The 20124-nt window shown below is 25.9% G+C and carries 16 protein-coding genes, 1 pseudogene and 1 riboswitch; of the genes and pseudogenes, 16 read left to right on the forward strand and 1 reads right to left on the reverse strand.

Translation table 11 applies throughout. The features are described 5' to 3' along the window. Positions 1-52: 52 nt before the first annotated feature. The 14 genes and pseudogenes from ACYQ1T_RS12305 (at position 53) to ACYQ1T_RS12370 (ending at position 16908) form a co-directional block, all read left to right on the forward strand. Positions 53-1381, forward strand: a complete 1329-nt coding sequence (locus ACYQ1T_RS12305) for an MATE family efflux transporter (RefSeq protein WP_459835177.1) — start codon at positions 53-55, stop codon at positions 1379-1381. After that, positions 1366-3690 (forward strand): bifunctional glutamate--cysteine ligase GshA/glutathione synthetase GshB, encoded by a 2325-nt coding sequence (gene gshAB / locus ACYQ1T_RS12310; RefSeq protein WP_459835179.1) that lies wholly within the window; start codon positions 1366-1368, stop codon positions 3688-3690. Before ACYQ1T_RS12305 ends, gshAB begins: the two co-directional genes overlap by 16 nt. A 273-nt stretch (positions 3691-3963) precedes the next feature. Further along, positions 3964-4770, forward strand: coding sequence for a cation diffusion facilitator family transporter (locus ACYQ1T_RS12315; RefSeq protein WP_459835181.1), 807 nt, complete (start codon positions 3964-3966; stop codon positions 4768-4770). 140 nt (positions 4771-4910) lie between these two features. Beyond that, positions 4911-6095, forward strand: coding sequence for a sensor histidine kinase (locus tag ACYQ1T_RS12320; RefSeq protein ID WP_459835183.1), 1185 nt, complete (start codon positions 4911-4913; stop codon positions 6093-6095). Beyond that, entirely contained in the window at positions 6088-6747 is a 660-nt protein-coding gene (locus tag ACYQ1T_RS12325) for a response regulator (protein ID WP_459835186.1), read from the forward strand. Before ACYQ1T_RS12320 ends, ACYQ1T_RS12325 begins: the two co-directional genes overlap by 8 nt. Positions 6748-6878: 131 nt before the next feature. Beyond that, a complete protein-coding gene (locus ACYQ1T_RS12330) occupies positions 6879-7199 on the forward strand; it encodes a hypothetical protein (protein ID WP_459835188.1) in 321 nt (106 codons plus the stop codon). 267 nt (positions 7200-7466) lie between these two features. After that, positions 7467-8333 (forward strand): hypothetical protein, encoded by an 867-nt coding sequence (locus tag ACYQ1T_RS12335; protein WP_459835190.1) that lies wholly within the window; start codon positions 7467-7469, stop codon positions 8331-8333. 206 nt (positions 8334-8539) lie between these two features. After that, a complete protein-coding gene (locus ACYQ1T_RS12340) occupies positions 8540-9541 on the forward strand; it encodes an ABC transporter ATP-binding protein (protein WP_459835193.1) in 1002 nt (333 codons plus the stop codon). Positions 9542-9543: 2 nt separating this feature from the next. Next, a complete protein-coding gene (locus ACYQ1T_RS12345; protein ID WP_459835195.1) occupies positions 9544-10362 on the forward strand; it encodes an ABC transporter permease in 819 nt (272 codons plus the stop codon). A 3-nt stretch (positions 10363-10365) separates the two neighbouring features. Next, positions 10366-11157: an ABC transporter permease gene (locus ACYQ1T_RS12350; protein WP_459835197.1), complete on the forward strand. Its 792-nt coding sequence runs from the start codon at positions 10366-10368 to the stop codon at positions 11155-11157. 93 nt (positions 11158-11250) lie between these two features. Next, positions 11251-11425, forward strand: a riboswitch (Lysine riboswitch). An 86-nt stretch (positions 11426-11511) separates the two neighbouring features. Then, positions 11512-12835 (forward strand): annotated as a pseudogene (locus ACYQ1T_RS12355) (APC family permease). 148 nt (positions 12836-12983) lie between these two features. Then, positions 12984-13547 carry a hypothetical protein gene (locus ACYQ1T_RS12360; protein WP_459835199.1) on the forward strand — a complete coding sequence of 188 codons (564 nt, stop codon included), beginning with the start codon at positions 12984-12986 and terminating at the stop codon, positions 13545-13547. Between the two features lie 139 nt (positions 13548-13686). Beyond that, complete coding sequence (mprF, locus tag ACYQ1T_RS12365) at positions 13687-16239, forward strand: bifunctional lysylphosphatidylglycerol flippase/synthetase MprF (RefSeq protein ID WP_459835201.1); 2553 nt, start codon at positions 13687-13689, stop codon at positions 16237-16239. 102 nt (positions 16240-16341) lie between these two features. Continuing rightward, positions 16342-16908, forward strand: a complete 567-nt coding sequence (locus ACYQ1T_RS12370) for a metal-binding protein (protein ID WP_459835203.1) — start codon at positions 16342-16344, stop codon at positions 16906-16908. Positions 16909-16958: 50 nt separating this feature from the next. On the opposite strand, the gene ACYQ1T_RS12375 is transcribed toward ACYQ1T_RS12370, so the two are convergent. Continuing rightward, a complete protein-coding gene (locus tag ACYQ1T_RS12375; protein ID WP_459835205.1) occupies positions 16959-17360 on the reverse strand; it encodes a hypothetical protein in 402 nt (133 codons plus the stop codon). A gap of 165 nt (positions 17361-17525) precedes the next feature. Between ACYQ1T_RS12375 and ACYQ1T_RS12380 the strand changes: the two genes are divergently transcribed. After that, the gene (locus ACYQ1T_RS12380; protein WP_459835207.1) at positions 17526-17825 is read left to right on the forward strand and encodes an ATP-dependent Clp protease adaptor ClpS; all 300 of its coding nucleotides are present in this window, start codon (positions 17526-17528) and stop codon (positions 17823-17825) included. A gap of 1 nt (position 17826) precedes the next feature. Next, the gene (locus ACYQ1T_RS12385; protein WP_459835209.1) at positions 17827-20058 is read left to right on the forward strand and encodes an AAA family ATPase; all 2232 of its coding nucleotides are present in this window, start codon (positions 17827-17829) and stop codon (positions 20056-20058) included. The last annotated feature ends 66 nt before the right edge of the window (positions 20059-20124 follow it).

Below are 20124 nucleotides of genomic sequence, written 5' to 3' on the forward strand. Positions count from 1 at the left end.
TTTATAAATGGAGTATAATGAATACATGTTTGATAAATAAATAGGAGGGAAAATGAAAAAAGTAGACTTAACTACAGGAAATGTTGCTAAAAGTATAACGTCATTAGCTTTACCTATTATGGGAAGTTCATTACTTCAGTTAACTTATAACTTTATAGATATGCTTTGGGTTGGATCACTTGGTAGCGATAGTGTGGCAAGTATAGGAACAGCTAGCTTTTTTATAGGATTAGGTCATTCAATAAGCTCTATGGTTATAATTGGGACTGGTATTAAGGTAGCACATAGTGTCGGCAAAAAAGATGAAAAAGAAGTTAGAGAATATCTAAATGCAGGTTTATTTTTAAATCTTATTATTGGATTATTATATGGATCTATTTTACTTATACTAGGTAAAAACTTTATAGGATTTTTTAATATCGGAAGTTCAACAGTAGAGAGGGATGGATATTTATATTTAGCATTAAGTTCTCCTATGTTATTTTTTTCATTTTATAATTTGCTTTATACAAGAATATTAGGAAGTTTCGGGAATAATAAAAGTGCTTTAAAAATTAGTGTAATTGGCGTAGTTATAAATATGATTTTAGATCCTATATTAATATATATATTTAAATTGGGTGTATCAGGAGCAGCTATAGCAACTTTGATTGCTAATATAGCAATGTTTATACTTTTTAACATTAAAGGAAAAGATATTCTTAGATATAGTCCTAATGAGGGACTAAGTATAAATAAGACAATAAAAATAATTATTTTAGGCTTTCCAATGGCATTTCAAAGATGCTTGTTTACAGTAGTTAATATAATATTAGCCAAAATAATTGCCACATTTGGTGCAAATGCAATTGCAGCACAAAAAATAGGTTTACAAATAGAATCTATTACATTTATGGTTATTGGAGGTTTAAATGGAGCAGTTTCAAGCTTTGTTGGGCAAAATTATGGAGCTTTTAAATTAGAAAGAGTAAAAGAAGGATATAAAGTATCACTTATAATAGGATTAATTTATTCATTAATGGCATCAGCGATATTTATTTTATTTTCTGAAGAGTTAGCAAGGCTATTTGTTAGAGAGGAAGAAACAATAAAAATTGCTAGTGATTATTTGAAAATAGTAGGAGTATCTCAAGTATTTAGTGCAGTAGAAATGATATCAAATGGATTATTTACAGGAATAGGTGAACCTAAAATATCAGCCATTATAAGTATAATATTTACAGTAATTAGAATACCAATGGCGCTTATATTTACAAAGTATATTGGAATATTTGGAATATGGTGGAGTATATCATTATCAAGTATTTTAAAGGGAATTAGCGCTTATAGTATGTATGTGATAAAAATATGGAGAGTGGATAAAAAATGTTATATAAAATAAAAGACAGTATAATTATAGATGAACTTTTAAGTGGAAACTATGGAATAGAAAGAGAATCTTTAAGAATAAATAATAAAGGTAAATTATCATCAAAGTCACATCCTAAGGGGTTTTATGGGAAAATGTCAAATCCGTATATAACTACGGATTTTTCAGAAAGTCAAATAGAACTCATTACACCAGTTTGTAATAGTGTAGAAGAGGTTTATAATTTTTCAAGTGCGCTTTATGATATTGCAGCTCTAGAAATAGGAGATGAATATTTATGGCCTCAATCTATGCCTTGTGATATACCAGAGAATCACGATATTCCAATAGCTGAATTTTGTCAATGTAAAGAAGAAGGAAGAAGAGCAAGAGAATATCGTGAAAAATTATTTAGAAAATACGGTGGAAAAAAACAATTAATATCAGGAATCCATTATAATTTTTCTTATAATGAAAGTATAATAAAAAAGCTTTATGAAAAGCTTGGAGAAGATAGAAGTTATAAGGATTTTAGAGATAGTGTATATCTAAAGGTAGCAAGAAATTATTTAAGATACAGATGGATACTAATTTATTTATTAGGGGGAGCTGCTGTAATTCATGAAACTTATGAAGGAGAATGTATTAAAAAGTTAGAGAAAATTGCAGATAGCACTTTTTCAAATGATGGAGCTTTATCATACAGAAATGGCGATTGTGGATATGGAAATAAAATAGAGTTATTTCCTAGCTATAAAGATGTAAATAGCTATGTAGAAAGCATAAAAGGATATGTTAGAGAAGGAATAATAGAAAGTCATAAGGAACTTTATAGTCAAGTAAGACTTAAAGCAATAGACAATAATAACTTTTTACAATCTCTTTTAAGTGATGGAATTAAATATTTAGAAATTAGAAGCATTGATATTAATCCATTTGATAAGGTTGGAATAAGTTTAGATGATTTAAGATTTTTAAATTTATTTACATTATTCTTATTAAATGAAGAAGAAGATTATAATGAGAAGTGGCAAGAAGAAGGATTGTACAATCAAAAAGTAATTGCTACATATGGTATAAATAATGTCTTGCTTAAAAGAAATGGTGAAAAAATAGAAAAGAATTTATGGGCTAAAGTTATCATTGATAAAATAAGGAAAATAAATGATGATTTTAATTTAGGTGAAAATGAAATAATAAATAAACAGATAGAAAAAATAAATAACTCAAAATTAACTTATGGATATAAGATAACAGAAATATCAAGATCAGAAGGATATATTAATGCTAATATGAAATTAGCTAAAACATATAAAAAAATTGCTTTCAAAAACAGATATAAATTAAAAGGATTTGAAGATTTAGAGCTATCTACTCAAATATTATTAAAGACCGCTATAAAGAGGGGATTAGAATTTGAGATATTAGACAAAGAAGAAAATTTTATTTCATTAAAAAGAAAAAATCATATTGAATACATAAAACAAGCTACAAAAACTTCAAAGGATAATTATATATCTTCATTAATAATGGAAAATAAAATAGTTACTAAAAAAGTACTTCATAAAAATAATATTAATGTTCCAATTGGAGTTGAAGTTAATTCATTAGAAGAGGGAATTAAGAGCATAAGTGATTTTATAAATAGAAGTATTGTAATAAAGCCTAAGTCAACTAATTTTGGACTCGGAATAAGTATATTTAAAAAGGGTGGAAATGAAAAAGATTTAATTAAGGCTTTAGAAATTGCATTTTCATATGATAGTAAAGTTATAATAGAAGAATTAATAGATGGTAAAGAATATAGATTTTTAGTTATAGGGGATAAAGTTTCAGGAGTTCTTCATAGAGTTCCTGCTAATGTTAAAGGTGATGGAAGACATTCTATAGAAGAGTTAGTAGAAGAGAAAAATAAAAATGACTTAAGGGGAAAGGGATACAAAACTCCTTTAGAAAAAATTTCTTTAAATGAAGAGGCAAAACTTTATTTAAAACAAAATAATTTAACTATAGAGTATATACCTAAGGAGAATGAAATAGTTTATTTAAGAGAAAATTCTAATATAAGCACTGGCGGAGATAGTATAGATTATACAAATGATATAAAAGAATATTTTAAAGATATAGCAGTTAAAAGTGCAAAAGCAGTTGGAGCAAATATATGTGGTGTTGATATGATGATAGAAGATTATACTAATATTAATTCTAAATATGCAATTATAGAACTTAATTTTAATCCAGCAATTCATATTCATTGTTTCCCATATGTAGGAGAAGAAAGAAATATAGGAGATGAGGTATTAGATTTATTAGGATTTGAATATATAGATGAATGTAAGTGATGTACATTTAAGTAGAATATAATAATAAAAATATGTACTTTTATGCTATTTTAAAAAAAATACAATTTTTAAAATAGTCATATTAATAAAATTTAAATAGCATGTTAATGGTTTGATAAAAAACCTCTTTAATTATAAAATATATAGTATAATATTCCAAATTAGAGAGGTGATAATATGAAAGCGGAAAACAAAATTCTTAAATTTTCAGCTTATGGTGGATTGTTCTTCGCTATTATTGGTATTGCATGGGGATGAGCGATAGATTCAGAAATGATAACCTTTGATGGTTTATATTCTTTAGTAAGTCTAATTTTATCTTTATTTGCCATTATAGTGACTACATTTATTGGAAAAACTGATTCTGAAAAATATCCATTTGGAAAAACTAATTTAGAGCCTATATTAGTTTTAGTAAAATCTTTAGTTCTTTTAATTATGTGTACAGTTACCATGACAAATGCTGTAAAAGCAGTCTTATCAGGAGGAAATAAAGTAGAGGTTGGATTTGCTATAGGTTATGCAATTATATCATCCGTTGGATGTGCTATAGTGTATTTTTATATGAAAAGTTGTTCCAAAACTTTAAATTCTGAAATAATAAAAGCAGAAAGTAATCAATGGCTAATGGATACAATCTTAAGTGTTGGAGTATTTGTTGGATTTATAATTTCGTTAGTATTAGGAAAACTAGGTTTATATAAAATTGCAAACTACGTTGATCCAGTAATGGTAATTTTAACATCTAGTATTTTCTTAAGAGTACCTATTATAACATTTATAAATTCTTTTAAAGAAATTATAAATGTAACAGCTGACAAAGAAATAAATGAAGATGTTTCTGCATTAGTTAAGGAGATAGAGAAAGAATACAATATGGAAGATTCTATTTCTAGAGTAGTAAAGGTCGGAAGAGAATTAAGAATTGAAATAGATTTTGTAGTTTCAAATAATTCTAAAGTTAAATCTGTAGAAGATATGGATAAGGTAAGAGAAATAATTGATAAAAATACTAATCATTTTGATTTGAAAAAATGGTTAAATGTATCTTTTACTAAAAATAAAAAATGGGCAATTTAAAAACTATACTAGGTAGTATTTACCTAGTATAGTTTTTTGCATTTATAAATATTAACTTTCATTTTATAACGTATCTTGTCAATATGGTGAAAATTATGATATTTTTAAAAGGGTTACTTTATAAATAATAATTAGAATTTATGAAGAATGGAGAAAAAATGGATAAACAATTATATGGAATAGCAAATATAAATATAATAATAAAAAAGGTTATAAGCGAAATAAATATTGGGAAATCTGGTATATTTGAAATTGCAGATAGGCTTAGAGATGATTTTGAAAGAAAAAAAATTGAACTAGAAGAAGTCAAGAATTTAATAAAAAAGGTAATAGTTGAAGTAGATGAATTAGAGGCTTTAGATAAAAAAATGAGAAATTTATTAGCTAATGCTTCAAGAAAAACTAATGAAGATACAGAATCGAAGCTAAAGGAAATTTATGAAGAAGCATTAGATATAAGAGTAAAATTTATTACTAAAAAAAATGAAGAAAAGGATTTAATAAAGAAAAGAGATTCTTTAGAAAGAACTATTAAATCTTATATGAATAGTATTGAAGAAGCAAATAATGCAGTAAATCAAATTAATATTGCTTTAGGGTATCTAGAGGGCGATATTTTAAAGGAATTTAAAGACATTGAGGACTCTGGTATATTATTAGGCATAAAAATTCTAGAAAATCAAGAAATGGAAAGAAGAAGGATTGCAAGAGAAATTCATGATGGTCCTGCTCAATATATAGCTAATACTATGATAAGGATAGATTTATGTAAAATGATATTGCAAAAAGATTTAAATAGTGGTTTAAAGGAACTGGATGATTTAAAATTAAATGTAAAAATGGCTTTAAAAGAAGTAAGGGGAGTTTTATGTGATTTAAAACCAATGCATTTGGAAGAACTTGGGTTAAATGATTCTATTAAAGAAATGGCAAATGAGATAAGTAGAGAGTGTAATATAAATATAAATTTAAATATGATGCCAATAGTTGTAGAAATAGAAGAAATAATACAAGTTGCAGTATATAGGTTAACTCAAGAAATATTAAATAATGTAAAAAAACATTCTAAAGCTACAAAAGTAATTATAAGAGTTGAGAGTGGAAGTAAATATATTATGTTAATGATAAAAGATGATGGGGTAGGATTTAATATAGATAATGTATTAAAAAAATCAAAACAAACCAGAAATAAATATGGATTAATTGGAATATTAGATAGAGTAAATCAGTTACAAGGAGAAATAAGCTTAAATTCATCTGAAAATGAAGGAACTACATATAAAATTAAACTACCTATAAATAGAAAGGTTAGAAAAAATGAGTAAAGAAAAAATAAAAGTTATGGTAATAGATGATCATCATTTAATAAGAGAAGGATTAAATAGAATTATAAGTTTTGAAGAAGATTTAATTTTGTTAGCAGAAGGAAAAACAGGACAAGATGCAGTAGAGTTAGTAGATTGGAATGAGCCGGATGTAATATTATTAGATATAAATATGCCAGTATTAAGTGGGCTTGAGGCTCTTAAAATTTTAAAAGAAAAATATAAAAATCTAAAAATTGTAATGCTAACAGTAGAAGACGATAGAAAAACAATAAAAGAAGCAATTGATTTAGGTGCTGATGCATATATATTAAAGGAATCAGCAGGATGTGAAGTTGTTTATGCAATAAGAAGTGTATTCTATGGAGATAAGTATATAGATAAAGCTTTAGTTAAGATTATGGTTACTGATATAACTGAGAGCAATGAAAGAGAAGAAAATATATTAGACTCATTAACAAAAAGGGAATTAAGAATATTATATGAAATCTCTAATGGATTAAAAAATAAAGAAATTGCAGAAAAGCTTTTCTTATCAGAAAAGACAATAAAAAACTATGTTACTAATATCTTTAGAAAAATTTCTGTTGAAGATAGGGTTCAAGCAACTATTTTAGCTATAAAAAATAATATAGAAAAATATTTTAATTAAAAGGGACTATAGTCCCTTTTTTTGTTGTTATTTTAAGGGAAAAAAGGACTATAGGTTACCTATATTTTATTTTATATGAAATATATAATAATTATATAAAGTGAAAAATAAAATATAAAGGAGGAGGAGCAATGGTTTTTACTAAAAAGAATAAAGAAATAATGCTAAGAATGAACTTGAAAAATGATGAAAATATTAAGTTTCACTATGGAAAAGATAAAGATGAAGAAATTTTAGATTCAAATTATGGTGAAATATACATAGATGTACATACAAATAAAAATTGCGAGTATATAGCTGTTGCTTATGATAGAACAGTAGATACATATTTTAATAATACTATTATTGAAAAAAGTATTAATGATGAAGAAATAGAAAAGATAGTAAGTTTAAAAGTAAGAAAAAATAAAGAAAAAGAAGACTATATTGAGTTAGAATACATATTTAGTTAAGAAAACATACTTATTAAATAATTGATTTTAATGTAATATCAGTTAGTAATAGTTTTTATTTAAATAGTTGTTAATAAACTATAATTAATTTATTAACTAATTATTAAAAAGTACATAAAAAGTTTTAAATGTTATCAAATTGTTAAAATAAATAAATTTAAATTGACAAAAACAAATAAAATATACGAAAAATGTTGAAAATTATTATTTAGGTATTATATAATATTTAAGAAAATAGACGAAAGTCAATTAAGGGGGATAAGTATTATGATTTCAAAAAGACTAATTGCTGTATGTTTACTTTCTACGGCTTTATTAGTAGGATGTGGTTCTAAGGATACACCTACTGATGAAAAGAAAGGTACAAGCACAGAATCTACTCAAAAGTTCACTGGGACTAAGAAAGGAGAAAAACTTTACGATGTAAAGAAAGGTGACGTAATAGTTACAGAAGTAGAATTTAAAGATGGGGAACCAGTAAAGGTTTCTATGGATGTTCGTCAAGAAGATGGATCAATGAAAAAAGCAGCTTCAGAAGATGGGAAATATGTTATGAAAGAGGGAGAAGCTAAACATTGGCATGAACAAATTGAACTTTTAGAAACTTTTTTAAATGAAAATAAAGTTGATATAAGTAAGGTTAACTTAAGCAATGATAAAGGAAATACTGATGCTATATCAGGAGTTTCTATAAAAGTTGCTCCATATTTAGATGCAGTTAAAGAAGTAATTAATTCAGTTAAAGATGGAAAAGAGTTAGAAACTGGATTTACTGGTGCTAAAGCTCAAGAAACTGAATATGATCCATCAGGTAAAAAGAAAGATATGATTCAAACTAAGGTTATGTTTGAAAAAGGAAAGCCAGTAAATGTTGTTATAGACATTAAACAAGAAGATGGATCAAGTAAGAGAAAGGCTTCTGAAGAGGGAACTTATGTTATGAAAGCAGATGAAGCTAAACACTGGCATGAACAAATGGATTTATTACAAAAATTTATAGTTGATAATAACTTTGATCTTTCAAAGGTAACTTTAACTAACGATGAAGGAAATACTGATGCTGTGTCAGGAGTTTCAATTAAAGTTGGTAACTATGTAAAGGCTGTTCAAGCAGTTTTAGATTCAGCTAATTAATAATTATTTTTAAGCTATTTGGAATTTAGATTCCGAATAGCTTTTTTTTAGGAAATTATATAAATAACTAAATTAAGTAATTTTGTATATCTATCCAAAATATTAGGTTAAATATAAAAATAGTAAGGAATAAATTGACAGTTGTATGATGCAGTCTTAAGATGGAGTATAGAATTTAACAGTAATTACATCTGGAGGTAAAAGCATTGATTAAAGTTGAAAATTTATCAAAGGAATTTAAAAGTAGCAAAAAGTATCCTGGATTTAAAGGCGCGATTAAATCTTTTTTTTCAAAGGAGTATATAACTAAAAAGGCAGTTGATAATATAAGTTTTGAAATAGAAAGAGGAGAAGTAGCAGGATATATAGGAGCAAATGGGGCAGGAAAGTCAACAACTATAAAAATGATAACAGGTATCCTAACACCTACAAGTGGAAGTGTAAAAGTAAATGGAGTTATACCTTATGAAAATAGAGAGAAAAATGCTAGAGATATTGGTGTAGTATTTGGTCAAAGAACTCAGCTATGGTGGGATTTACCTCTTTCTGAAACCTTTTCTTTATTAAAGGATATTTATGATGTATCTAAAGAAGATTATGAGGAGAGGATGAAATTTTTAAATGAGATATTAGAATTAGAGGATTTTATACTAAGCCCAGTTAGAACTTTATCATTAGGTCAGAGAATGAGGGCAGATTTAGCAGCTGCATTACTTCATAATCCTAAGGTGATATACTTAGACGAACCTACTATAGGACTAGATGTAGTTGTAAAGGAAAATGTAAGACAAGCTATAAAACAGATAAATACAAAGTATGGAACAACTATAATATTAACAACTCATGATTTAAATGATATAGAGGAATTATGTAATAGAATTATTATTATTGATAAGGGAATAAAATTATATGATGGAAGCTTATCAGAAATAAAAGAAAAGTATGGATATATAACTAAGCTTGAATTTCAAATAAAAAATATAAAACATTTATCTAATATGAATATTAATAAGAAGTTTAATTTAAATAGTGAAGAGTTAGAGCTAAAGGAAAACGAGAATAGGCTAATAATTAAGTTTAATAAAAATAAAGTGTCATCTTCAGAAATAATAGCTTACATAATGAAAAATTATGAAATAATAGATTTTTCAATAAAAGAAACTAGTATAGAGGATATTATAAAGAAGATTTATAGAAATGAGGTGTAGATATGAGTAAGTTTAAAGGAGTAAAATCATATCTAACATTTGCAAGAAATTCTTTTCAAAGAAATTTATCATATAGAGCTAATGCTATTATATTTTTCTTTGGAGAATTAATGATACTTGCAGTAACATACTATCTTTGGAAAGCAATATATAGTAGTTCAGAAGTAGATATAATTAATGGATTTACACTTAATGAAATGATTATTTATGTTCTTATTTCTTTTATTACAGGTGCAATAGTAAATGCTGATGTAGCTCATTTAATAAGCAGAGAAGTTAAAGATGGATCAATTGCTATAAATTTAATTAGACCTATAAATTTTGAAAAAAGAATGCTATTTGAAGGTTTAGGAAATTTATTATATAACTTTATTGTAGTTTTTATAATAGGATTTTTTGCAGTTACATTTTTGTTTTTTAAATATACTGGAAATATTAATTTACTTAATATTATTTTTTATTTTATAAGTATCTTTTTAGGGTTTATAATTAGTTTTTATTATAGTTATGCCTTTGGTCTTTTATCTTTTAAAATAACAAATATGTGGGGATTATCACAAATTATGCAGGCTATAATCCAGTTGCTTTCAGGAGCATTAATTCCAATTACCTTCTTTCCAAATTGGTTACAAAATATTTTTAATATTCTTCCATTTGGCTCTATGATTTATACTCCAAGTATGATTTATTTAGGAAAACTAACATATATGGAAAGTATAAATGCTATGTTTATACAGCTAATATGGGTTTGTGTTTTAGCTTTTATAGCTAGAAGTATGTGGAAATCATTAATTAAAGAATTAACTATTTTAGGAGGGTAGATCATGTGGAAATATATAAGATTATATTTTAAGTTTTTGCAGCAATATATTAAAAGTTTAATGGAATATAGAACAGATTTTATATTAGGACTTATTGGGTTTATCCTTGTACAATTTACAGGAGTAATTTTTATTAGACTTATATTTAATGTAATACCAACTTTAGAAGGATGGAGTTTTTATGAAATATTATTTATATATGGTTTTGCTCAAATACCTAGAGGGATAGATCATGTATTTACAGATTATTTATGGATATTTAGTTGGAAAACAATAGTTAAGGGAGAATTTGATAAATATTTATTAAGACCTTTAAATCCTTTATTTCAAGTTATTTCAGAAAGTTTTCAACCAGATGGTTTTGGGGAAATTATAATAGGAGTTTCTTTAGTTGGAATATCATCAAGTAAACTTGGAATTAATTATAATATAAAGGTAGTTACTTTATTTGTTTTTACTGTTTTTTGTGCCACTTTAATATATACAGCTATAAAGCTCGCAACAACTTCTTTAGCTTTTTGGGTTAAATTTGCACAGTCATATTTATTTATGGCATATCAAATAAGTTCTTTTGCTAAATATCCTATAAAAATATATAATTCAGGAATTAAATTTATTTTAACATTTATAATTCCATTTGCTTTTACTGGATATTTTCCAGGCGCTTATTTTATAGGAAAGGGAAGTTTTAAAACAGGAGTTATTTTACCTTGTGTAGTTAGCTTAATATCAATTATAGTAGCTTATTTTATTTGGTTAAGTGGTATAAGAGTATATGAAAGTGCTGGAAGTTAAATTATAAGATATTATAGGGTTAAATTAAATACTTGAAAATAATGCCTTTGACTTTTTTTAGATATTTGTTACAATAGCATGTGAAAATATAATAGGTAAGATAGAGGTTGCATCAATAAAGAGTAACATTAAGGAGTTAAGCACGAAGAGATAATGTAAAAGGTATTGATGCCGAAGTGTAAGATTTAAGCTTTAAGATTTTACATTGGGTTTGTATAAAATATATACAAAACTGTCACAATAAATATTGTGAAGCGCTATCTTTGTGTTTGTAAAAGTTTTATACCAAGTACAAGCTCGAAGAATAGTCTTTGAGCCTATTTTTTTATCTTAAAACATAGGAGAAGAAAACATATGAAAAACAATAATTTAAAAAAAGAAATTAGCTTATTTATGGCTACAATGCTTGTTTGTGGAAATATGATAGGCTCAGGGGTATTTATGTTACCGGCAACTCTTGCAGAGGTATCAGGGCCTTTTGCCACATTAATAGCATGGGGAATTACATCAATTGGATCAATATTAATAGCAATTTCTTTTGCAAATCTTGGTTCTAAATATCCAGCTACAGGTGGAGCATATCAATATACTAAAGAAGCTTTTGGGGAGTTTGTAGGTTTTTTAAGTGCATGGCTTTATTGGAATGGTTCTTGGATAGGGAATGCGGCTATAATAGTAGCATTATCTAGTTATAGTGCAGCTGTAATACCAGCTCTTAATAAACCAATAATATCTATAATTTATACAAGTTCAATATTATGGATTTTTACTATAATAAATATAGTAGGTGTAAAAAAAGCAGGAAAGATTCAATCTTTTGCAACTGTTTTTAAAATAGTATTTTTTGCATTATTTATAATAGTAGCATTTTTAAATTTTGATTCATCAAATTTAATGCCTTTATTACCAGCAGAAAAGGGATTAAATACAGTACCATTAGCTGCAGCTTCAACTTTATGGGCTTTTGTTGGACTTGAAAGTGCTACAGTTACGGCAGGAGAAATTAGTAATCCAGAAAAAAATGTAAAAAAGAGTACTATTTATGGTATGTTAATTGCATCTATTATTTATATACTAATAAGTATTGCTAGTATGGGAGCTATGCCTAATGATAAACTTGCAGCAAGTTCAGCACCACTTACAGATATACTAACTAATATATTAGGAACATCAATAGGAAAACCATTAACTATAGCAGTAATTGTATGTATATTAGGAACCTACTATAGGATGGTTATTATCTACAGCGAGAGTTGCTTATGCAGCAGGGGAAGATGGAGTATTTCCAAAATACTTTGGAGAATTACATCCAAAGTATGCAACACCAGCAAAAGCTTTAATAACAGGATCTATTTTAGTAAATATACTTTTAGTAATGAACTATCAAAAAAGTATGGTATCAGCATTTACATTTATAACAATACTTGCAACGTTAGCATTTTTACCAATTTATTTACTAACAGCAGCAGCAGAAATAATGTTAATGTTTAAGGGACATAAAGAATTTAACTTTAGAATATTTATAAAAAAATCTTTGATTCCAATATTAGCATTTGTTTATACAATATGGACTATATATGGATCAGGTGCTGAAACTGTAATGTGGGGATTTATATTAATGTTACTAGGAGTTCCATTTTATATATATAATCATCACAAAAATAAAATTAGTAATTAGAAATATAATTATAAGAATATTTAATATTAACTGAAATACAAAGGCAGATTTAGTATAATACGAATCTGCCTTTTTTAGTTTTAAATAAATAAATTTTTAATTTAGGGGTAAATTATTTTTGAGCAAGAAAATTAAGGAGGAATTTAAAATGAAATTTAGATCACTTATTTTATCATTAATCCTTGGAGTTACTTTATTAGTTGGGTGTGGTAAAACAACTAAGGAAGAAGTACAAAATAATGAAAAAACTCCACAAATTACAGATGAAGCTCCAGATGTAGTTACTTCTCCATCAAGAGTAACTGATGAAGCAACTTTAGAAAAAGCATCTAAAGAAAGTTGGATTATAATATTAGAAAAAGATGTAAGTACAAATAAAGATGTAGTTTTAGAAGGTGGATTATATAAAGCTGATAAAGAAGATATAAGTAAAAAGGTTCCTACTTCACGTGTTTTAGCATTATATAAAAAAGCTGAAGATAAGACAATAGAAGCTACGTACACTTTAACTACTCCTAAATTAATAATAAAAGATGAAAATGCTAAAATTGAAGGTGGAACTATTAAAGGCGATGTATATATTGAAAAAAATGGTGTAAAACTAGAGGATGCTACAATTGAAGGAAATGTATACTTTAAAACTGAAGAAGCTAAAGGATCTTTTCATTTAAGTGAAAAATCTAAGGTAACAGGAAGCATGGAAGTAAAATAATAAATAAAAAAGGTCTTATTCTTAATTGAAATAAGACCTTTTTTGTGGGAAAATAAGTTGTTGGAGTTATGTGCCATGTAATTAATATTAAAAGACATAATATTAACAAAAGGATTATATTTCTTAGGGGGATCAAAATATGGAAGGTTTAAAGAAGTATCTGCTATCGGATAAGAAGCAGTTATTAAAAATTATAGTAGAGATTATAGCTGTTATAGTTATTTTTTACTTTTTAAAAGGAGAATTAAAGAATTTAAATATTATTGAGATTATAAAAACCTTAAGGGGAGAATCTAATGAAAGAGTAATGATGATTTTAGTATTATCTCTAGGTGCAGTAGCTGTAACAACATTATATGACATTGTACTTTGTAAAGATTTGGGTATAAAGAATATTCCTAAAAGAAGATTGTTTAAAATTTCATGGATTGCAAATACAACAAATAATTTTGTAGGTTTTGGTGGAGTAACAGGTGGCAGTCTAAGAACAGCCTTTTATAAAAATGAAGGAATAGATATTTTAAGTGCAGTAAGTATTAGTGTAATTATTTGGATGACAACTTTAACAGGATTATCTGGTTTAATGCTTTTAAACTTTAAATTTATTTTCTTATTAGATAATACAATTTATTTAATTAGTGCATGTCTTTTAGTACTATATATTCCTTTCTATATGTTAATAGGAAAGTTTGTAAATTGCATTCCGATAATTGGAGAGAAATTAAAGTCGAATGTAGCGATAACCCTTCCTATAAGAATAAAAATACATATGGTAGTTATTGCTATATTGGAGTGGGCTTCAGCTGGAATATTCTTTTCTTTTATAGTTGGACATTTTGCAGAGGGAGTTACTTTATCCCAAAGCTTAGCTGTTTTTTCTATAGCAACTGCAATAGGAATATGTACTCTTATTCCAGGAGGACTAGGATCATTTGAACTTGCTTGTATTTATGGATTTGGTTTATTATCAGTAGACAACACAAGTATAATATCAGCTGTATTAATATATAGAATATTTTATTTTGCCATTCCATGGGTACTTTCATTATTTGTCCTTATAGAAGAATTTATTGTAAAGAAATTTAAGAAAACTATAGATTTTGATGAGACATCTCTTATAAATGATTTAGGTATAAAAGCTTTAGCAACTATTGTATTTATAAGTGGATTTATATTAACATTATCAGCTGCAATTCCATTAGTTGCAGAAAGATTTAAACTGGTTAGAAGATTTTTATCAATGCCTATGTTACAATTTTCTCAAGTTGCAATAATGGGAATTGGAATAATATTAATAATACTTTCTAAGGGAATATTAAGCAAAGTTAAACAATCATATTATATTACACTAGTTTTATTAATCTTAGGTGCAGCTTTAAGTTTAATTAAAGGGGTTAATATACTAGGGGCTATTTGGCTTATAGTTACTGCAATTTTAATATATCTATCTAAAGATAGATTTTATAGAGAAAGTTCTACTATAAAGATAAAAAATGCAATTATTTTATTTATATCTATTTTATTTATAAGTGGAATTTATGATTTAATATATACAAGTATAGTTAACCATAAGGCTATGGGGAATCATAGAGCACAACTTACTAGCTTTATGTTTAGTGGTTATAAAATATTTTATTATTTAATAATAATATCATTAAGCGCATTTGTATTTAGATTATTTATGGTGAAAAAACCAAGTGTAGGTAAAGCTACGGAAAAGGATTTAATTAAGCTTGAAGAATTTTTATGTAAACATAAAGGTAATAGTAAAACTCACTTATTATATTTAAAAGATAAATCATTTTTCTATTATAAAGAAGATAAAGTTCTTATAGCATATAAAATGTTTAAAGATAAAGCTATTGTTTTAGGTGATCCAATAGGGGAAAAACAATTAATTGGAGAGGCTATTAATGATTTTAGAAAATATTTTGACACATATGATATAGCTACTATATTCTACGAGGTTAGTGAAGAATATTTGCATTTATATCATGAAAATGGATATAGACTGTTAAAGCTTGGTGAAGAAGCAAGTATAGATTTAAATAATTTTAATTTAAATGGAAAAAGTAAAAATGATTTAAGAACTATAAGAAATAAAGTTGAAAAAGGATATATGAAGTTTGAAATTATAAATCCACCACTAAGAAATGAAGTTATGAAAAGACTTTTACAAATTTCTAATGAATGGTTAGGAGATAGACATGAAAAGGGATTTTCAATGGGATGGTTTAATGAAGAATATATAAATAAATCTCCTATAGCAGTTATAAAATATGAAGATGATATAATAGGCTTTGCATCATTATCACCAATGTATAATGATGAGGGGTTAGCTATAGATTTAATGAGGATAATAAAAAACCCACCTAATGGGGCAATGGATGCATTGTTTTTAGGAATTATAAATTGGGCAAAGGAAAATAGATATAAAGAGTTTAGCTTAGGAATGGCACCATTATCTAATGTAGGTGTAAATGAATTTTCAAATATATCAGAAAAAATAGTTAAAGAGGTTTATAAATATGGCGAAAGAATTTATAAATTTAAAGGACTTAGGAAATACAAAGAAAAATTTGGACCAGAATGGAAAAGTAGATATTTAGCGTATCCAAGTAAATATGAATTACCAGGAATTATAGTTGATTTATTTAGAATGATATCAGCTAGTCCTAAAGAGGAAAAATAATTGATATTTAAGAGTATATGTATTAAATATTATTTAAACTAAATAATTAAAGATAAAATAAATTGTAAGATATATTCTTATAATTTAGGAGTAACAAATGAAATGGCATCAGGAAAAACACATGATAAAATAACAGTTGGTATGTTACCAATTGTTATTTTAATTTTAATTAGAGTAAATATTGAAATTTACAACACGTTAAATAAAGTAATAGTATTTACCGTTATAGGCGCCTTAATATATATTTTTGCTGGATATATGTTTTCAGGAGATTTAGATATAAAAAGTAGGGAATATAATAGATGGGGGAAAATTAAATATATTTGGCTGCCTTATCAAAAGCTTATTTCTCATAGAAGTATATTTTCACATGGAATTTTATTAGGACCAATAATAAGAATAGTATATCTTTATATAATTTTCTTATTAATAAGTGCTATTATGTACTCATTAAATATAACCAAATTCTCTACAATTTATTTAATAAATAGAACAGTTATATTTATCAATGAAAATAAAAAGCTAATGTTTATAGTTTGGATTTCACTTTTTTTAGGCTCAGGACTTCATACTATAGTAGATATTTTCTATAGTTATATAAAGAAGAGATATATATTTAAAAAGAAAAGAAATAAAGTATATAGACGTAATAAAAACAAGGTAGCCTAATAATAGAGTTATATCCTAATAATAGGACTGTAGATAGAACTACAGTCCTATTATATTTTCCAATGTTCTTTAAATTTCAAAACTTCATTTAAACTTTTAGTTGACATTTGTTCAGTAAGTACTAATTCGTCTTCGATTTCTGCTATTCTTTTTCCAAGGGTTTGATCTAAAACCTGAATATCATTTTCAAGCTTATCAATTAAGGAGATTTTTTCAGAGATTATAGATAGAACTTGAGTTATATCATTTCTAAATCTTTCATTATCAGACTTTAAATTAGTTACTTCATTTTTTAAAATTGAAATGCTTTGTTGATTAGAGAGTATTATGTTTTTCATTTGTTTTAAAATTTTAGGAACTTGTTTTAAAATTTCATTAGTTTCCTTAAGGGTAAAGTTACTATCTTCTGTAGAGGGTATATTCTCAAAATTGCAAGAATTTGTATTTTCCATAAATTAATCACCTCTTAATAATATATGATAATAATGATATAAGGTCCATAAAGAAATGTTAAATTTTTAAGTAAAATAGATAATTTATAAAATATTGATTAAATACTAAGATAAATAATATAATTGATATATAATTTTAATAAGTATAAATATGGAGGAGATATTTTGGAAACTAATGCTAATATAATCGAAAAAAATAAAATAAAAATAAAAAAGCCAAAGCACTTTAAAGTTATAATGCATAATGATGACTTTACTACTATGGAGTTTGTAGTAGCTATATTAATTGATATATTTAGAAAAAATATAGAGGAAGCAAATAAAATAATGATAGATGTCCATAAATCAGGGATTGGAATTGCAGGGATATATCCATATGATATTGCAGTAACAAAGGTTTCTAAAGCAATGACATTAGCGAAAAAAGAAGGATTCCCATTCAAACTTACTGTAGAGGAGGAATAAAATGGAGATAAGTAAATCAGTAAGAGAAATCTTACTTAAAGCATATAATGAAGCTACAAAAAATAATGATGAATTTATTACACCAGAGCACTTATTATATTGTGCATTAGACAATGAAAAGTTTAGAAAAGCAATATTAAATTGTAATGGTAAAATAGATGAATTAAAAAGTAATTTAAGAAACTATATAGATGAACATATAAATAGATTAGATACTGATGAACCAGAAGAGAGTTTTGGAGTAAAGAATATATTATTGATTGCAACTGAGCAAGCAATATATAGTGAGAGAAACTCGGTAGAATTAGAGCATATTATTGCTGCCTTTTATTCACTAAAAAATAACTATGGAACTTATTTTTTAGAGGAACAGGGAATAACAAAAAGAGATTTACTTTTTTATCTTTCTCATGAAGATGTAGAAAAAAGATCTTTAAAGAGTAATATATTTGTAATTAAAGGAGACAGTGATAAAGAGAATAAAGAAAATGTATCATTAAGTAGTTATTCTAAAAACTTAATAAACGAAGTTAAAAATAATGAAATTGATACTTTAATAGGTAGAGAAGATATTATAGAAAGAACAATTCAAATTCTCTGTAGAAGAACTAAAAACAATCCAATTCATATTGGAGAGCCAGGGGTAGGAAAAACAGCAATCACATTAGGTCTAGCTAAAAAAATTGCAGATGGAAGTGTACCTGAAAAACTGAAAAATGCTGAAATATTTTCATTAGATTTAGGAGCTATATTAGCAGGAACTAAGTATAGAGGGGATTTTGAAGAGAGAATAAAGGTAATATTAGATGAAATAGCCAATAAAGAAAATCCTATTGTTTATATTGATGAAATTCATAATATAGTAGGTTCAGGAGCTTTAAATGGAGGCGCATTAGATGGAGCAGGATTAATAAAGGGGTATCTTTTAGAGGGGAAAATTAGATTTATAGGTGCTACAACCTTTGATGATTATAAAAAATATTTTGAAAAAGATAAAGCTTTAGTAAGAAGATTTCAAACTATTGAAGTTAAGGAAACATCAATTTTAGAAACAATAAAGATTATAGAAGGTATAATTAATAATTTTGAAGAATTCCATAATGTAAAATATACTAAAGAAGCCATAGAAACAGCTGTTAAGTTAAGTTATAAATATATAAATGATAGATTTATGCCAGATAAAGCAATTGATATTATTGATGAAGCCGGTTCATATATTTCAGTATGGAAAGGTGAAGAAGATAAAAGAATAGTTGATGGAAGAGTAATTGAAGATATTATATCTAAGGTATGTAATATACCGAAGCAAACAGTAGAAAAAAATGAAGTAGATTCATTAAAGGAATTAGAAAATAATTTAAAAGATAATATTTTTGGTCAAGATGAAGGAATAGAAGAAGTTTCAAGATGTATAAAAATGTCTAGAGCTGGATTAAATGATGAAAATAAGCCAATAGCATCAATGTTATTTGTAGGACCTACTGGAGTTGGAAAAACAGAGGTTGCAAAAATATTATCAAAAACTTTAGGGGTTGAATTAATAAGGTTTGATATGAGTGAATATAGTGAGAAACATGCTGCATCAAAACTTATAGGTTCTCCTCCCGGATATGTTGGATATGAAGAGGGGGGATTACTAACTGATACAATTAGAAAAAAGCCTAATTCAGTATTACTTTTAGATGAAATAGAAAAAGCACATAATGATATTCTAAATGTTTTATTACAAGTTATGGATTATGCAACATTAACAGATAATAAAGGAAGAAAAGCTGATTTTAGAAATGTTATAATTATTATGACATCAAATGCAGGGGCAAGAAATATAGGGAAAAGTATTGTGGGTTTTGGAAGAGATGAAATTAAGTCAGAAGCTATAACAGAAGAAGTTAAAAAAATATTTACACCTGAATTTAGAAATAGATTAGATAAAATAGTAGTATTTAATAATATTGACAAAGAAATGGCAAAAAGTATAGTTGAAAAAGAAATAAATAAGTTTAAAGAAAAGTTAGCTAATAAAAATATAGAAATTATGTTTACAGATAGAGCTATAGAACTAATAGTAAACAAGGGGATATCTAAAGAATTTGGAGCAAGAGAAATTATAAGAGTTATTAATAGTGAAATAAAACCATTATTAGTAGATGAAATACTATTTGGACGATTAAATAATGGTGGGAAATGCAATATAGATATAAATAAAGATAAATATATATTAGAAATACTATAATATATATTTAAAAATACTCTACAAAAACTGTAGAGTATTTTTAATGTTTTTATACACAAATAATAA

Source organism: Clostridium carnis (assembly GCF_054657435.1).

Coding starts and splice junctions, on each gene's coding strand:
- ACYQ1T_RS12305 (WP_459835177.1), top strand. CDS start 53: ATGAAAAAAGTAGACTTAACTACAGGAAATGTTGCTAAAAGTATAACG.
- gshAB (WP_459835179.1), top strand. CDS start 1,366: ATGTTATATAAAATAAAAGACAGTATAATTATAGATGAACTTTTAAGT.
- ACYQ1T_RS12315 (WP_459835181.1), top strand. CDS start 3,964: ATGATAACCTTTGATGGTTTATATTCTTTAGTAAGTCTAATTTTATCT.
- ACYQ1T_RS12320 (WP_459835183.1), top strand. CDS start 4,911: ATGAAGAATGGAGAAAAAATGGATAAACAATTATATGGAATAGCAAAT.
- ACYQ1T_RS12325 (WP_459835186.1), top strand. CDS start 6,088: ATGAGTAAAGAAAAAATAAAAGTTATGGTAATAGATGATCATCATTTA.
- ACYQ1T_RS12330 (WP_459835188.1), top strand. CDS start 6,879: ATGGTTTTTACTAAAAAGAATAAAGAAATAATGCTAAGAATGAACTTG.
- ACYQ1T_RS12335 (WP_459835190.1), top strand. CDS start 7,467: ATGATTTCAAAAAGACTAATTGCTGTATGTTTACTTTCTACGGCTTTA.
- ACYQ1T_RS12345 (WP_459835195.1), top strand. CDS start 9,544: ATGAGTAAGTTTAAAGGAGTAAAATCATATCTAACATTTGCAAGAAAT.
- ACYQ1T_RS12350 (WP_459835197.1), top strand. CDS start 10,366: ATGTGGAAATATATAAGATTATATTTTAAGTTTTTGCAGCAATATATT.
- ACYQ1T_RS12360 (WP_459835199.1), top strand. CDS start 12,984: ATGAAATTTAGATCACTTATTTTATCATTAATCCTTGGAGTTACTTTA.
- mprF (WP_459835201.1), top strand. CDS start 13,687: ATGGAAGGTTTAAAGAAGTATCTGCTATCGGATAAGAAGCAGTTATTA.
- ACYQ1T_RS12370 (WP_459835203.1), top strand. CDS start 16,342: ATGGCATCAGGAAAAACACATGATAAAATAACAGTTGGTATGTTACCA.
- ACYQ1T_RS12375 (WP_459835205.1), bottom strand. CDS start 17,360: ATGGAAAATACAAATTCTTGCAATTTTGAGAATATACCCTCTACAGAA.
- ACYQ1T_RS12385 (WP_459835209.1), top strand. CDS start 17,827: ATGGAGATAAGTAAATCAGTAAGAGAAATCTTACTTAAAGCATATAAT.